At 67.1% G+C, this 16419-nt stretch carries 10 protein-coding genes; 4 read left to right on the top strand and 6 right to left on the bottom strand.

The genetic code is table 11. The annotated features are described in order from the left end of the window. Positions 1 to 156 precede the first annotated feature (156 nt). The 5 genes from rodA to FHY19_RS18075 all read right to left on the bottom strand — a co-directional run bounded on the left by rodA (position 157) and on the right by FHY19_RS18075 (position 6385). Complete coding sequence (rodA, locus tag FHY19_RS18095; protein WP_259155268.1) at positions 157 to 1275, bottom strand: rod shape-determining protein RodA; 1119 nt, start codon at positions 1273 to 1275, stop codon at positions 157 to 159. Beyond that, on the bottom strand, positions 1272 to 3332 hold the full coding sequence (gene mrdA / locus FHY19_RS18090) for a penicillin-binding protein 2 (RefSeq protein ID WP_259167571.1): 2061 nt from the start codon (positions 3330 to 3332) through the stop codon (positions 1272 to 1274). Before mrdA ends, rodA begins: the two co-directional genes overlap by 4 nt. A 3-nt stretch (positions 3333 to 3335) precedes the next feature. Then, positions 3336 to 3821 carry a rod shape-determining protein MreD gene (gene mreD / locus FHY19_RS18085; RefSeq protein ID WP_259155271.1) on the bottom strand — a complete coding sequence of 162 codons (486 nt, stop codon included), beginning with the start codon at positions 3819 to 3821 and terminating at the stop codon, positions 3336 to 3338. Then, complete coding sequence (gene mreC / locus FHY19_RS18080; protein ID WP_259167569.1) at positions 3818 to 5167, bottom strand: rod shape-determining protein MreC; 1350 nt, start codon at positions 5165 to 5167, stop codon at positions 3818 to 3820. Before mreC ends, mreD begins: the two co-directional genes overlap by 4 nt. A gap of 171 nt (positions 5168 to 5338) precedes the next feature. Then, positions 5339 to 6385 (bottom strand): rod shape-determining protein, encoded by a 1047-nt coding sequence (locus FHY19_RS18075; protein WP_003482734.1) that lies wholly within the window; start codon positions 6383 to 6385, stop codon positions 5339 to 5341. A gap of 275 nt (positions 6386 to 6660) precedes the next feature. Between FHY19_RS18075 and FHY19_RS18070 the strand changes: the two genes are divergently transcribed. The 4 genes from FHY19_RS18070 to FHY19_RS18055 all read left to right on the top strand — a co-directional run bounded on the left by FHY19_RS18070 (position 6661) and on the right by FHY19_RS18055 (position 13140). After that, positions 6661 to 7593, top strand: coding sequence for a carbohydrate kinase family protein (locus FHY19_RS18070; protein ID WP_005990298.1), 933 nt, complete (start codon positions 6661 to 6663; stop codon positions 7591 to 7593). Between the two features lie 453 nt (positions 7594 to 8046). Then, entirely contained in the window at positions 8047 to 8574 is a 528-nt protein-coding gene (locus FHY19_RS18065) for a hypothetical protein (RefSeq protein WP_259167722.1), read from the top strand. 46 nt (positions 8575 to 8620) lie between these two features. Beyond that, entirely contained in the window at positions 8621 to 10375 is a 1755-nt protein-coding gene (locus FHY19_RS18060; protein ID WP_259167567.1) for an XVIPCD domain-containing protein, read from the top strand. A 791-nt stretch (positions 10376 to 11166) separates the two neighbouring features. Further along, a complete protein-coding gene (locus tag FHY19_RS18055; protein ID WP_259167565.1) occupies positions 11167 to 13140 on the top strand; it encodes a sigma-54-dependent Fis family transcriptional regulator in 1974 nt (657 codons plus the stop codon). An 845-nt stretch (positions 13141 to 13985) separates the two neighbouring features. Here the strand turns inward: FHY19_RS18055 and FHY19_RS18050 are convergent. Beyond that, entirely contained in the window at positions 13986 to 16418 is a 2433-nt protein-coding gene (locus FHY19_RS18050; protein ID WP_259167563.1) for a TonB-dependent receptor, read from the bottom strand. Position 16419: the final 1 nt, after the last annotated feature.

Raw genomic sequence — 16419 nt, 5'->3', positions numbered from 1 at the left:
GTCGTCATTGCAATGCAGCGCGCAAAACGCGGGGTGATCGATGCTTGGCCGGCGCACTGACACAGGCGTGACGCATCGATCAGGGTTGCACTGCCACGCATGCCGCTGGCGCGTCAGCTGCGCCGGTGCAACGCAGCGATGCGACTGCGCGAGGCCTCAATATCCATGCACCGGTCGGTGCGTCTTCACTGCCATCACCAGGCCCAATCCGGCCAGCAACGACACCGCCGAGGTGCCGCCGTAACTCATCAACGGCATCGGCACGCCAACCACCGGCAGCAGGCCGGAGATCATGCCGCCGTTGACCAACACGTACACGAAGAAGGCCAGGCCGGTGGCGCCGGCAACCAGGCGCGAATAGGTGTCACGCGCCTGCGAGGCGATCCACAGGCAACGGCCGATGACGATGAGATATAGCGTCAGCACGGTGGCCACGCCGATCCAGCCGAATTCTTCGCTGAGCACCGAGAACGCAAAATCGGTGGTCTGTTCGGGAATGAAGTTCAGATGCGATTGCGAGCCCAGCCCCCAACCCTTGCCATCCAAGCCGCCAGAGCCAATGGCGATCTTGGACTGGATGATGTTCCAGCCGGCGCCAAGCGCGTCGTTCTCGGGGTTGAGGAACATCATGATGCGATCCTTCTGGTAAGGCCGCAGCAACCAGAACCAGGCCACCGGCGCCGCCGCCGACACGCCGCCCAGGCCCACCGCCACCCACCACCATGGCAGGCCGGCCAGCAGCAGCACGAAGACGCCGCTTGCCGCAATCAACACGCCGGTGCCGAAGTCCGGCTGCAGCATGATCAGCGCGGTGGGCACGCCGATGATCATGCAGGTGACCAACACGGTGGAAATGCGCGGCGGCAGCGGCATGCGGTGCAGATACCAGGCCGCCATCATCGGCAGGCTGATCTTGAGCAGCTCGGCCGGCTGCAGATAGAACACTTTCAGATCCAGCCACTGGCGGCCGTATTTGCCGGTGCCCAGTGCGAACACCGCCAGCAACGGCAGCATCGATAGGCCATACACCCAAGGCGTCCAGGCGCGCAGGCGCAGCACCGACATGCGCGAAATGCCCCACATCGCGGCGATGCCGATGACGAAGCGAACGCCTTGCGCCATCACCAGGTGATCGCCGTTGGCCGCGCCGCCGGCGCTCTTGAGCACCGACAGGCCGATCACCATCAGCGCGCCCAGCGCCAGGCACAGCACCCAGTCCAGGCTGCGCGTGAAGCGCGCGGCCATGTCCACCAACCAGCGCAGGATGTCACTCAATGATCGGTCTCCTGCACCGCATCGGGCACGTCCGGCACCACCGGCTGCGCGGGCGTGGTGGGATCCAGCGCCACCGCAGTCTGGCCGATCACCACCGGCAATTCTTCCAGCGTGGCGGCTGCCGCATCGCCGGCCGCACGTGCATCGGTGACGCCGGCCTCGAACTGGTTGACGCCCACCGCGGTCATGCCGAGCTCGCTGTCCAACGGCAGGATGCCCGCGGGCATCTTGCCCAGCAGCCAGGCGTCGAAGATCTTGCGGGCGATCGGCGCGGCCGAGCTGGTGCCGAAACCGCCGCCCTCCACCGCCACCGCCACCGCGATGACCGGATTGTCGGCCGGCGCGAAGCCGACGAACAGGCCTCGGTGACGCAGGTGCAGCGGCAGGCTGCGCGGGTCCACCGCGGCCACGCCCTTGCGGCTGACCACCTGCGCGGTGCCGGTCTTGCCGGCCATCTGGTACGGCGCGCCCGGCGTGATCGCATAGCCGGTGCCGCCGGGGCGCATGGTGTCCATCATGCCCTCGCGCACCACCTGCAGATGCGCCGCGCTCGGGCTGATCGGCTTGCCCGGCGGCTGGATCATCGGCTGCCAGGGGTGGTCGAAGCCGGTGCGCTGCTCCAGCACCAGATGCGGGCGCAGCAGCAGCCCGCCGGCGATCGCCGAGACCCCGCGTACCAGCTGCAACGGGGTCACCTTCCAGTCGCCCTGGCCGATAGCGATGTTGACGGTGTCGCCGGGATACCAGCGCTCCTTGCGGGTCTTGTACTTGTAGGCCGGCGACGGCAGGATGCCGCCGATTTCGCCCAGCAGGTCCACCCCGGTGGGCGCGCCGAACCCGTAGCCGCCCATGTACTGGTCGAAGCGCTCGATGCCCATATCCACCGCCAGGCGGTAGTAGTAGGTATTGACCGACTGGGCGATCGACTTGCGCAGGTCGGTCCAGCCGTGACCGCCGCGGTGCGAGTCGCCCCAGCCGCGGCTGACGCCGGGCAGGTAGAACATGCCGGTGGAGAGCACACGGTCTTCCGGCCGGCGCAGGCCGCTATCGAGCCCAGCCAGCGCGATCAGCGGCTTGAGCGTGGAGCCCGGCGCCACGCCACCCAGTACCAGCCGGTTGAACTGCGGCCGCGACGGGTTGTCGTTGAGCATCTTGAAGTCGGTATGCGAGATGCCGTTGACGAACAGGTTGGGGTCGTAGCTGGGCAGGCTGACCATGCCCAGGATCTCGCCGGTGCGCGGGTCCATCGCGATCGCCGCACCTTCGTGCTCGCCGAACGCGGCCACCATCGCGCGCTGCAGGTCGGCATCCACCGACAGCCGCAGGTCCGCACCCGACTGCGGCGCGACCCGGCCGACGGTGCGGATCGCCCGCCCCTGCACATTGGTTTCGACCTGCTCGTAGCCCACCTGCCCGCGCAGGTCCTGTTCGTAATAGCGCTCCAGACCGGACTTGCCCATATGGGTGAGCGCGGCATTGCCCTCGCCCAGCACCGCCAGGTCTTTTTCATCGATACGGCCGACGTAACCGATGATGTGTGCGAACAACGGTCCGTAGGGGTAGCGCCGGGTCAGATACGGCTCCAGCTCCACCCCGGGAAAGCGCCAGCGCTCCACCGCAAAGCGCGCCATCTCTTCGTCGCTCATGCGTAGCTTGAGCGTGACCGGCAGGAAGCTGCGGCGTGCACGACGCTCGCGATTGAAACGCTCCAGGTCCTCCGGCGCGATCGGGATCACCTTGCCCAGCGCGGCCAGCATGGCGTCCATGTCGGCAACCTTGTCCGGGGTCACGTCCAGGCGGAACGCCGGCACGTTCTCGGCCAGCAACCGGCCGGTGCGGTCGTAGATCATGCCGCGCCCGGGCACCACCGGCTTGGGCTTGATGCGATTGGCTTCCGAGCGGGTGGCGTAGACCTCGTGGTCGAGCACCTGCAGCTTGAAATACCAGCCGCCCAGGCCGACCAGGCAGATCACCACCATCACGAACCCCAGCACCGCGCGCCGGCGGAACTGCTCGGCCTCGGCATGCGGGTTCTTGGGCTGACGCCGACCGTGCATGGGCTACTTCTTGCTCCGCTTGCCCAGGCGCAGCGCATCCAGCAACACGAACAGCGGCGGCCACAGCGCCATGCCCAGCAACGGCGCCCACCAGTAGCTCCACGGCAGGGTCGGCTCGCCGATCGCCAGATGCACCGCCGAAGACACGATGCGGTCGTTGAGCAGCAGCCCGCCGATCGCCAGCGCCTGCTGCGAGACCGGGAAGAAGCGCATCCGCGCGCGGAAGCGCTGCAGGATGAAGGTCATGATCACCAGCCGCAGCGCCTGCTCGCCCAGCAGCCCGCCGTACAGCAGATCGGCCAGCACACCGGCCACGAAAGCCACGCCCAGGCCCACCCGATCCGGTTCCTCGATCACCCAGTAGGCCAGCACCAGCGCCACCCAGTACGGACGCAGCGGCTGCACCACCGCCGGCAACGGCAGCAGCCCCAGCACCAGCGCGATGAACAGGCTCACCGGCAGGATCCAGGTGTTGCGCATGCGGGTCATTGGTCCGTCTCCTGCGGAGCCGGACGGGAATCGGGAGTCGGGAGTCGGGAATCGGCAGGAGCGGTGCTCCGCGGCGGTGAGGCGTTGCGGTTGCCTGTTCCCGATTGTCCATTTACCGACGCCCGCGAGCCCTGCGTTGACGCCGGGCGGGAATCGGAAATCGGGAGTCGGGAATCGTTAGAGGCAGCGCCACGCGTCGATGCGGTGGTTGGCGCCCGACCCGCTGGCGCGCTGCTGCCGTTCCTGGTTCCCGAGTCGCCAGTCCCCACCCCTGCTGGCTGCGCGCCGGAGGCGCCGGACGCGGCAGGTGCCGGCGTCCGTTGTGAGCCGGGCGCGGTCTCGATGTCCGCTGCCGTACGGGCTGGATCGACCACTGCGTTGGAGCCGTCGGCCGCCGGAGTGCGTGGTGTCGCGGTCACCGGCGCATTTACCGGCGCAGCGGCGTTGCCGTTGCTGTTGCCACTCCCCATTCCCGATTCCCCATTCCCGGCCCCAGGCACCACCCGCAACGGCTTGCCCGCGCGCAGCAGCAGCACATCGCGGCCGCGATCGAGCTTGGCGGCCGGGGTCAGTTCGCCGACCAGGAAGGCGTGGGTGTCGTCCGGATGCAGTTCGGACACCTTGCCGACCGGGAAGCCGGCCGGGAAGCGGCCGCCGAGGCCGGAGGTCACGATTTCATCGCCCACCTGCACGCCGGCACTGAGCGGGATGTCGCGCAGTTCCAGGCGGTCGCCGCGGCCATAGACGATCAGGCGCACGCCGTTGCGCGCAACGCTGACCGGCACCGCGTGGTCGGGGTCGGTCAGCAGCAGCACGGTCGAATGCAGCGGGGTCACTTCGATCACCTGGCCCATCAGCCCGCCGGCATCGATCACCGCCTGGCCCATCAGCACGCCATCGCGGCTGCCGGCATCCAGCAGCAGACGCTGCCGGGTCGGGTCCAGGTCGATATCCAGGATCGGCGCCAGCTGCACGTCCAGGCCACGGCGCTCGGCGACGTTGAGCAGCTCGCGCAGCTGCGCATTGTCCAGCGCGGCGGTCTGCAGCCGGGTCAGCCGCGCATTGGCCACCAGCAGCTGGTTGCGCAGGTCGCGGGTTTCCTCCACCAGTTGCGCATGAGTGGCGGCGTTGTCGCGTACTTGCGAGCCGATCCGCCCCGGCAACCCGGCCACCGCCCAGATCGGCTGGATCAGCAGATTGGCCTGCATCCGCAGCTGGCTCAGCCAGCTGCCGCGGCTATCGAGCGCGATCAGCACGATCGCCAGCACCAGATAGACCAGCAGCCGCAGCGTGGAGGTGACTTCGCCCGGACGGGAGGCGACGGGAGGACCGGCGTAGGAGGGCACTTTCAGGGCCGGGAATGGGGAATCGGGAATGGGGAATCGGGGAGCAGTCGGCTGTCCCCGAGACGGTTGAGGCGAAAACTCACATGGGCGGGACCGCGTCGCAACCGCTCAGGACCGCAGGCGGGGAATGCTTTCACGATTCCCCACTCCCGATTCCCGATTCCGAACGCCTCACTCCGGCGCGAAGAACTCGTTGCCATGCATGTCCACCAGCTCCAGCGCGCGGCCGCCGCCGCGGGCCACGCAGGTGAGCGGGTCGTCGGCCACCTGCACGTGCAGGCCGGTTTCTTCGGAGATCAGGCGGTCCAGGTCGCGCAGCAGCGCGCCGCCGCCGGTGAGCACGATGCCGCGCTCGGCGACGTCGGCGCACAGTTCCGGCGGGGTCTGCTCCAGCGCCAGCTTGACCGCCGACACGATGCCCGACAGCGGCTCGTGCAGCGCTTCGAGCACTTCGTTGGAGTTGATCTTGATCATCTTCGGCACGCCCTCGGCGAGGTTACGGCCGGAGATTTCCATCTCCTGCACCTCGTCCTGCGGGTAGGCGCAACCGATCTGCAGCTTGATGCGCTCGGCGGTGGCCTCGCCGATCAGCATGCCGTGGTTGCGGCGTACGTAGTTGGTGATCGACTCGTCGAAACGGTCGCCACCCACGCGCACCGACTGCGAGTAGACGATGCCGTTGAGCGAGATCACCGCCACTTCGGTGGTACCGCCGCCGATGTCGATGACCATCGAGCCGCGCGCCTCGGTCACCGGCATGCCGGCGCCGATCGCTGCGGCCATGGGTTCTTCGATCAGGTACACATCGCGCGCACCGGCCTCTTCCGCAGATTCCTTGATCGCGCGGCGCTCCACCTGGGTGGAGCCGGCCGGCACGCACACCAGCACGCGCGGGCTGGGGCGCAGGAAGCGCGACTTGTGCACCTTTTTGATGAAGTGCTTCAGCATTGCTTCGGTGTAGGTGAAGTCGGCGATCACGCCATCCTTCATCGGGCGGATGGTGGTGATGTGCCCCGGGGTGCGGCCGAGCATCTGCTTGGCCTCGGCGCCAACGGCGGCCACCGAGCGCGTACCGCCGATGGCGCGGTCCTGACGCACCGCCACCACCGATGGCTCGTTCAGCACGATGCCCTGTCCGCGCACGTAGATCAGCGTATTGGCCGTGCCCAGATCGATGGACAGGTCGTTGGAGAACATGCCGCGCAGTTTCTTGAACATCGAGGGAGTTGTTCCTGGGTAAGTCGCGTGCCCGCCGCCAGACTGGCGAAATTTTGGGCAGAAAACGAAGTCCGCTAGCCTAGCAATCCCCCCCGGTGCGGGCAAGGAAAAATCGGTGATTCCGGCCCGGTTTTCATGTGGCGGTCACGCCGGGCATGGCACGTGGTTGTGGCCCTGATCGATCACAGCCGTTACCCTTTGCGCCGCGGCGTTGGCGCCGTCCCGCCGCCATGCCGGCAACTGGCGGGTATTTCCTTACGCAAAGGCCTGACTCGATGTCCGCACTGATCTGTGGTTCCCTCGCCTACGACACCATCATGGTGTTTCCGGACCAGTTCAAGAACCACATCCTGCCGGACAAGGTGCACATCCTGAATGTGTCGTTCCTGGTCCCGCGCATGCGTCGCGAATTCGGCGGCTGCGCCGGCAACATCGCCTACAACCTGCACCTGCTCGGCGGCGCGCCGATTCCGATGGGCACCGTGGGCCAGGATTTCGGCCCGTACCGCGAACACTTCGAAACCCTGGGCATCGACCTGTCGCGGGTGAAGATCATCGACGACCTGTTCACCCCGCAGGCGTTCATCACCACCGACCACGACAACAACCAGATCACCGCCTTCCATCCGGGCGCGATGATGCGCAGCTACGAAAACCACGTGCGCGACGTGCCTGGCGTGACCCTGGGCCTGGTCGGCCCGGACGGGCGCGAAGGCATGATCCAGAACGCGGAAGAGTTCGCTGCCGGTGGCATTCCTTTCATTTTCGACCCCGGTCAGGCGATGCCGTTGTTCAACGGACCGGAGCTGCGGGAGTTCATCGAGCAGGCCGACTACGTGGTGGTCAACGACTACGAGTCCAACCTGCTGCAAGAACGCACCGGCTGGAACGAGAAGGACATCGTCTCGCGCGTGCAGGCCTATATCACCACGCAGGGCCCGAAGGGCGCGCTGGTGCATACGCCGGAAAAGACCTACGACATTCCGCCGGCGCACGAGCGCCGCGTGGTCGACCCCACCGGCTGCGGCGATGCGTTCCGCGCCGGCCTGATCTACGGCATCCAGCACAACTACGACTGGCTGACCATCGGCCGCATGGGCAACCTGATGGGCGCGCTGAAGGTGGAACACCCCGGCACCCAGAACCAGCGCTTCGACTTCGCCGAATTCAACGACCAGTTCAAGCAGCAGTTCGGTTACGCGTTGTAAGGGCGACGCGGAGCGTGCCGAGCGAACAGTCGGGCAGCCGCTTGCCGGGCCGCCTGTGTCAGGTATAGGCTCGCGGCATTCGCGTCAGTGGAGGATGCCGTGGGAAATGCGCTTGTTCCGTCCAGCGGACGCCTGACCTCGGCCAAGAACGCCGTCCGCCTGTGCCTGGCGCTGTGCATCGCCACCTTGTGCGGATGCGGCAACTCCGGGCAGGCGGCGCAGGCGGCTTCCCCGTCTGCGACAGCTTCCGTCGACGCCAGCCGTGCCACCGCTCCGCCCGCCGCTGCTGCCACCACGCCTGCGAGCACCGTGGTGGCGGCGCTGCCTGCTCCCGGCCACTACGCCACCGAGCACGGCTGGGGCCAGCTCACGATAGAACCCGATACGCAAGGCACCTCCGGCTTCTCGCTGGAAACGCTCAATGCCGATGCCAGCTGCAGCTTCAGCGGCAAGCTGCGTGGCACCCAAGCGGCGGTGTACGACGGGGACCAGCCAGGAACCTGCACCCTGGAGATCGCCAAGACCGGCGCCGGTGCCGCGATCCGTGCCGCGACCGGCAGCGAGCACGCCTGCCGGGAGTATTGCGGCGGCAACGGCAGCTTCGAGGGCGATTACCTGCCGCTGGCGGCAGCCTGCGAGCCGACCGCCGTGCAGCGCACGCGCACGGCGTTCCAGTCGCTCTACGACCGCAAGGACTACGCGAAAGCAGAGGCGACGCTGGCGCCGCTCTACCGCAGCTGCCTGGCGACCTCCAGCTTCAGCGACGAAGGCGCGATCCGCAACGACTATGCGATCACCCAGCACAGGCTCGGCGACGATGCGGGATGCCTGCAGACACTGGCCCCCTATCGCGGCGACGCCAACCGCAGCGACGAGGCCATCGCCGACGGCATGAGTCCGGCCATCGTCGACGATTACCTGGGAGTGATCCGCGCCGCGCGTACCAACCTCAAACTCTGCGGGCACGGCGCGGCGGGCTAGCGCGGATCGCCGCCCCAAGGGTTTGATAACGTTAAGGAGAACGGACATGGCAGACCCGAGCAACAGCACGATCGCGGCTAAGCCGCAGTTGAGTGACACCGAACTGAAGACGCTGGCGTATTTCGCCATCGGCGTGTCGTCCGAAGGCAGCATCGGCCCCAAGAACGTGGCTTACCACCTGTCCTTCGCCGGCACCACCGCGAACGGCAAGATGACGCCGGTGGGGAACAGCGGCTTCACTATCGGCACGCTGCAGACCGACTTCGGCGCGCATCCGGAGGTGGCCACAGACTTGGTGTCCGCCTACCAAACCTGGGCCGCCAAGCAGACGCCGAGCCTGGCGCTATCGGAGAGCGAGAAGACCCAAACCACCGCCGACCTGCAGCGCGACGGCAAGGCCATCAAGGCGGACAACAATCGCGCGCTGGACGAGACGGTGCGCGGCAACCTCAACAAGTTCCTGGCCTCCGATGCCGGCGTGAGCTTTGTACACGACCACGACCGGACGCAGGTCGAGCGCCTCTTGCGTCCGGGCAACGGCAACAAGGACCCGGGCGGCGCGCTGCACCAGCTGCAACAGACCGACCTCTACAAAAATGCCAGCCTCGACGACCAGGCAAAGTTCGCCACCGTGGTCATGAAGCTGGAAAATCAGGCAGGCAAGGGCCAATACCCGAAAATCATCAACGGGATCAAGGACGGCAGCCTGGCCAGCGTCGACGACGTGGTGAGCAAGGTCGATGCGATGCTGCCGAACAAGATCAAGGACGGCAAGGAAGTTCCCGACTACATCGAGACCGGGGTGCATCATGCGCTCGCCGGCACCGAGGTATTCAACAAGCTGCGTGCGGCACAGCCGGGCAACCCGCTGCACGACGCGTTCAACGCGGTCGCCGCCGATCCGCTGCGCAGCCCGATCGACCTGAAGAACGACATCGCCCATCCCGACGCACGCCACCAGTACGACGCGGTCAAGACCCTGTTCCTGCAAAACGGGCAGGCGCCGAAGCTGATCGGCGCGCTCGATCAGGACGCGTCCTTCGGCTACAACCTCAAGAACAATGGCGGCAAGGTGTCCGCGCAGTCGTCCAGCCTGTTCGGTGCGGATAACGATCTGGTGGTCTTCGACGGCAACGGTCACGGCACGGCCTTCGTCGGCGGCAAGTGGAGCGCGGTGGAGCACGGCGACGTCAAGCGCGTCGGCAATGCCGACCAGAGCGTGGACCTGCAGGTGAGCAAGCACGGCAAGACCGAAACGCTGCTGCATGTGCCGACCCCGGCGCAGATGCGCGAGCGGCGTAACGCGCAGGACACCCCGTCCTCGACGGAACCGGCGCCAGAGCGTGCGGCGCCGGCGAATCCGAACGATCCGGACCACCAGAACCACACCCTGCTCAACCAGATCCGCGACGGCGTCGGCAAGATCGACAAAGATCTCGGCAAGCCGTACGACGAGACCAGCGAGCGATTGAGCCGGGCCGCTCTGGCCGCATGCCGGGACAACCGCGGGACCTCTGCGCACAACGACTTCCCGCTTGCGTCCAACGCGCTGGACCGCGCGGACCACGTGACGCTGGGCAAAAATGGCCACCTGTTCGTCGTGCAGGGCGACCCGGGCGATCCAGCGCACAAGCGCGCCGCGGTGAACGTGGAACAGGCGCTCAACACCCCGGTTGAGCAATCGGACCAGAAGCTGCAGGCGGCGAACCTGGCAATCGGCAAGGAGCTGCAACAAGGCAGACAAGCCGAGCTGGAACGCGGCATGGACGCGCCCGCCCGCGGCGGCCCTGCGATGGCCTAGAAACGGCAGGAGCCGGGCCGGGATCGCACCGATCGGCAGCCGCGCGGGCAAGGCCGCCTGACGGCCTGCGCGGCGACCTTGCCCCCACGGTTGCGCTCCTGGCGCGCACCACCGATCCCCAAGGCCGGCTTTGCTGAACTTCGGTTCGAGCCCAGGCCTAGTTTGTGCGTCACTGCCGCCCTGATCCCGGGTAGGAACCCCAGAATGCGCTGAAGGTGGAACACCCCGGCACCCGCAACCAGCGCTTCGACTTCGCCGAATTCAACCAACAGTTCAAGCAGCAGGTCGGTTACGCGCTCTGAGCGGTGCTGAGCGGCACCGGTGCGACAGCTCAGCTGCGCACCGCACGCTCGTCTGCGCTCCCTGTGCCGTGCCCGGCCCGGGTCGGTAACGCGAGCCGTCCACCGCACGCTGCCTCTCCCGCCGGGAGAAGGTGCCCGCAGGGGCGGATGAGGGTTCGCGCGCCCTGTGATGCGGCCGGCCGGCACACACGCGTCGAAAGGCACCTTCGCACCAGCCCACACGCCGCCCCGGCCCGCCCTTGCGCCATTGGCGCGCAAATCAGGCGCCTCGGGCGCCACCGTCGCCTGCTCACACCGCCAGGAAGGGCATGTCAGCCGTCCTGGAAACGACGCGCGCCAGCGGCCGCCGACGCGCCGCAAACGCCCTGGCCGCCAGCCTGAAGAGCTTGTCCGGCACGCCGCGCGTTGCAGTTTGCTGCAATGCGGTTTGAGCATACGTCCGGTTTGTGCCTTTACTGACGCTTCGCGCCCACTGAGGAACGCTGGCCCATGTCCGAGCCAAGCGTTGTCGCCGCTTCCTCCATCACCCTGCCGGAGATCGAACCGGATGTGCTCCGGCAGATCAGACGGCTGCGCGACATTGCGCCATTGGCGGCGCCGCTGTCGCGGTCGTGGCGGCGCTGTCTGGACGACTACGCGCTGCTGCCCGAGGCGACGCCAGAGCCGTTGGTGCACGACGCCCTGCATGTGCGCGAGCGCCAGCAGCGCCTGGGCGAGGTGTTGCGTATCGCCAAGGTGGAAATGGAAAACCTGTACGAGCAGATCGCGGGCAGCGGGTACGCGGTGATCTTTGGCGATGCCGAGGCCACCGTGCTGCACAGCGTGCACGACTCCACCCTGCTGCGCGAGTTTCGCCAGGCAGGGCTGCTGTGCGGGGCCAGCTGGGCCGAATGCCATCAGGGAACCAATGGCCTGGGCACCTGCGCGGCCGAGCGCACCGCCGTCAGCGTGCATCGCGGCGAGCACTACCTGACCCGACACCTGCCGCTGTCGTGCAGCGGCGCGCCGATCCTGGACCCGCACGGCGGGCTGCTGGCGGTGCTGGATGCGTCCAGCCCAAACGCGCAGGACAGCAAGCAGATCCAGCGTCACACCGTGGCGCTGGTGAGCATGTCGGCCGCGCAGATTTCGCGCTCGCATTTCCTCAATCAATTCGGCCACGCCTTCATCCTGCGCTTTCATAGCCGCCCGGAATTCGCCGGGTTGTTGCATGAAGCGCTGATCGCCATCGGGGCCGACGGCTGCGTGCTGGCGGTCAACGAGGCGGTACTGGAGCAGTTGAGCAAGATCGACCGCAGCCAGTTGGTGGGCCGCGACATCTCGCAGGTGATGCAGCTTGATTTCGACACCATCGAACACCGTGCCGGCAGCGACGCAGGCACCTTGTGGTCGATCCGCTGCGCCTGCCACGGGCGGCGCTTCTATGCGCTGGTGCGCCCGCCACGTGCGCGCCCGGCGCTACCGGCGGTAGGCGGGCCGGCGCAGGCCGCACCGGACTCGGACCTGCAACCCGGCGAGCACGTTGGCTCGGACCCGCGCATGCGCCACAACCTCGCCAATGCGCTGAAATTGGCCGCGCATCGCGTCTCGATCCTGCTGCGTGGCGACACCGGCACCGGCAAGGAGGAGTTCGCCAAGGCGGTGCACCGTGGTTCGCCCTGGGCCAGCGGCGCATTTGTCGCGATCAATTGCGCCGCCATTCCGGAAGCGTTGATCGAAAGCGAGTTGTTCGGCTACGCGCGCGGTGCATTCACCGATGCCGCGCGCGAAGGGCGGCATGGCAAATTGCTGCAGGCCAGCGGCGGCACGCTGTTTCTGGACGAAATCGGCGATATGCCGCTGCCCTTGCAGAGCCGCCTGCTGCGTGTGCTGGAAGAACAATGCGTCACTCCGCTGGGTAGCGAACGTGCAGTGCCGCTGGAGCTGCACGTCATCAGCGCAAGCCATCGCGACCTGGCGCAACGCGTGGCCGCAGGCGAGTTCCGCGAGGACTTGTACTACCGGCTAAACGGCGTGGTATTGCATCTGCCTCCGCTGCGCGAGCGTAGCGACAAAGCCGAGTTGATCCGCACCTTGCTGCGCGAAGAAAACGCAGAGCACAGCGTGCGCATCAGCGAAGAGGCGATGCACAAACTGCTCAGCTACGCCTGGCCGGGCAACCTGCGCCAGCTCCGCAATGTGCTGCGCACGGCGGCAGTGTTGTGCAGCGACGGCGTGATACGCCTGCCGAACCTGCCGCAGGAAATCGTCGATGCCGGCAGCGCGCCGTGCCTGGTCGATGCGCGCGCAGTCGCCGCCGACGACATGCCGGGCCGGGTGGCCCTGGATCAGGCCGAACGCCTGGTGTTGCAGCAACAACTCGAGCGCCATCGCTGGAATGTCAGCCGCACCGCCGACGCACTCGGCATCAGCCGCAACACGCTGTATCGCAAGCTGCGCAAGCATGGGTTGGATACGGGCTGATCGGGAGCGGTGATTCGGGATTGGAAATTGGGGATTCGTAAAAGCCAAGGCAGCGTCTCTCAGCGCGGGTAATTGGAGCGCTCAAAAAACTCCTTCTTCGCCATCAGCCGGGCAACGCTGTTGCTCGGTGCGGCATGCACTCCGTACATGCCGCGATTGCGGAGCGGATGATCTGTGGCTTTGCTGCAGGGCCCCTTGCCCGCTCACCATCGCGGGACACGCTGCAAGTACGTCCCTGTAAGCTCTTACGCGGCATCCACGCCGCGTAAGGTCCCGCGACGATAGGCAGGCAAGGACCTGTCGAGATGGTCGGTGTGCAGGATTTTCAGTAAAGCTGCCAGCAATCTGTCTGGTGCGGTGTCCTCGCCGGTTGCGGGACCGTTGGCGACATGGATGCCGCCACACGGTCCCCAGGGACGGGTTTACGGCGTGTCCCGCGAGCGGTGAGGGCACCGCGCCCTTGGCGCTGCAAGTTGCTGCAGGGCCCTTGCCCGCCCACCATCGCGGGACACGCTGCAAGTACGTCCCTGTAAGCTCTTACGCGGCATCCATGCCGCGTAAGGTCCCGCGACGGTGAGCGGGCAAGGACCTGTCGAGATGGTCGGTGTGCAGGATTTTCAGTAAAGCAGCCAGCAATCTGTCTGGTGCGGCGTCCTCACCGATTGCAGGACCGTGTGGCGGCATGGATGCCGCCACCGAGTCCCCGGAGATGGTTCGCGGCGTGTCCCGGCGAGCGGTGGGGGCATCGCGCCCTCGACCAGCGCGGCTTGGGACCATCCAGATCACGCCAAGCGCGGTTTTGGGCTCACCCGTTGCGACTCACCAATCCCCAATCTCAGCCCAACTCATAACGCCCAACGCAACCCGATCAGATACTGCCGCGGTACGCCCGGCGCGAGAAAACGGGCCGGGCCGGTTTCCACTGGTGCATCTTGCGGGCGCGCCAGTTCGCCATCGGGAAACACGTCTTCGGCCACAGCCGCATAGGTCGCGTAGCGGCGGTTGAAGACATTGTCGACGCGTGCAAACAGCGATAGCCGGCCACTGACTTGCCAACGCGCCTGCAGGTCGACCAGCGCATAGCCGGCGGTGCCGATGTCGATACGCTCGGGTGCCGGCTCGCCGTCCTCGGCATTGTCGACCTGCCCATCCTCGTTGCCGCTGGCCACGCGTCCGGACACCGCACGCACGCCGGCGCCCAGGGTCAGCGCATCGCGCTGCCATTCCACGCCGAGTTTGAGGTTATGCCGGGGCAGCGCGGCGATCCGCAAGCCGGGCCGCAACGTGATCACGCGTTCGCCGGACAGCAGTTCGCCGCTGCTGCGGTAGGTCGCGTCCAGATAGCTGTACCCGGCAGACCATTGCCAATCGCCGCTGCGCAGGTGCAGCGCAGCGTCCACGCCCTGATAGCGGGTGCGGCCGACGTTATCGAAATAGCCCAGCTGCGTATCCGGCGCACGCAAGAACAGGATGTCGTCGCGATTGTCGGCGCGGTACACCGACACCGTCGCGTTGCTGTCGGCCCATGGCGACCAGCGCGCGCCCAGCTCGACGGTCCGCGAGACGATCTGCTCCAGGCGCGGGTCGGCCTGCAGGCCGGTCGGCAGCCGGCACGGCTGGGTGGGGTCGGCGCAACCCAGCTCGATGGCGGTCGGCGCGCGGGTGTTCTGCGCCACCGAGCCATACACGGTGAGGCCGGACTCCAGCCGATGGGTGAGCCCCAGCGACGGGTTGGCCTTGGCATAGACGAAGCGCTCGCGTGGGCGGTCGCCGTCCTCGGCGGTGGACAGGATGTTGTCCACCACCACCCGGTTCCAGCGCACCGCGGCGGTGAGGTGGGTGGCGGCGTCCAGTTCCCAGGTGTCTGCGACAAACGCACCCAGCGTCTTGGTGCTGCCGCGCACGCCAGAGAAGAACGCGCGCTCGGCGTCGGCGTCTGCCAGTACCGACCTGTCTGGCTGCACCCAGCCATCGCGGGCGAATTGCCGGTAACGCACATGGCCGCGGTCGAAGGTGACGCCGGCACTGAGCGCATGCGCCGCCCATTGCTTGCTCAGGTTGATCGCAAGCCCCTGCGCTTGTTGACGCATCTGGGTGGTATTGAGGGCGCCGGTATGCAGCGCATCGGCATCGGCGCGCGCCACCTCGCAATCGGCGTCCAGCGCACTGCCGTCGGCGGCGTAGCCGGAGGCGCATTCTTCGACGAATTCTTCGTAGTCTTCGCCGATGTCGCCGTTGACGGTGTCGCGCCGGCCAGCCCGCGAGTACGCCAGCGCATGCAGCGCGGTGTCCGCATCGAACCGGTGGTCCAGCTGCGCCGTCAGCAGCGTATTGCGATTGCGGGTGAGATCGGGCGAGGTGTACACCGCACGGCGGTCGGCACGGTACAAGCCTGGCTCGGGTCCTTCGTCGGTGTAGCTGGTATCGGGCAGCAACCCATTGCCGATCAGGCGGCTACGCCCGTGCAGCAGCGACAGGCTCCAGTCGGTGTCATCGCCTTGCCGGCCGAGCTTGCCGAACACCGTGCCCAGGCGCCCTTCGGACGCATCGCGCCAGCCGTTTTCGTCGAAGCCGGTGACTGCGATAAAGCCGTGCCAGCCATCGCCACCGGCAACGCCATAACTGGCGTCCAGCCGCTTGCGCGCGCCGCTGCCGATGCTGAGTTCGCCCTGCAATCCGGGCGCAGTGAGTCCGGATGCGGTGGACAGCACCACCGCACCGCCGAGGGTGTTCGGCCCGAACAACGGATTGGAACCGGGCATCAGGGTGACCGCGGTGATGGCCGATTCGGGCAGCATGTCCCAGCTGACGATATCGGCGAACGGTTCGTTGACGCGTACGCCATCCAGATAGACCGACACGCCTTGCGAGGCGCCCGGCAAAGCCGATGCGCGAAAACCATGGAAGGTGAGGTCGTTCTGGAAGGCGCTGCCCTGCACATCGTTGCCATCCACACCGACAAAGCGGCGTTGCAGCAGATCGCCGAGGTTGTTGCTGCGCCCGCGCGACAACTCCGCAGTGGTCGCCGATTGCACCATGTACGGCAGTTGCGCCGCATCGATGGTGGTGCCGGGGATAGGCGTGGCAGTGACTTCGATACGATCCAGCCAGGTGACTTGCGGCGCGTCGTCGGCCCTTGCGGTGCCGATCGTGCCGGCGCACAGCAGCGCTGCACACGCGCAGGCAAGCCGATGCCGTTGCAATGGGTGGCGGCCATGGCCTGCGGCGCGAAACGGCGGTGTGCTGCGATACCTCGGCAGGTGATGTGTCAACCTCATG

Origin of the sequence: Xanthomonas sp. 4461 (assembly GCF_024806475.1) — a bacterium.
Lineage (GTDB): Bacteria > Pseudomonadota > Gammaproteobacteria > Xanthomonadales > Xanthomonadaceae > Xanthomonas > Xanthomonas arboricola_F.
This window is presented reverse-complemented; position numbering and strand designations above follow the sequence as displayed.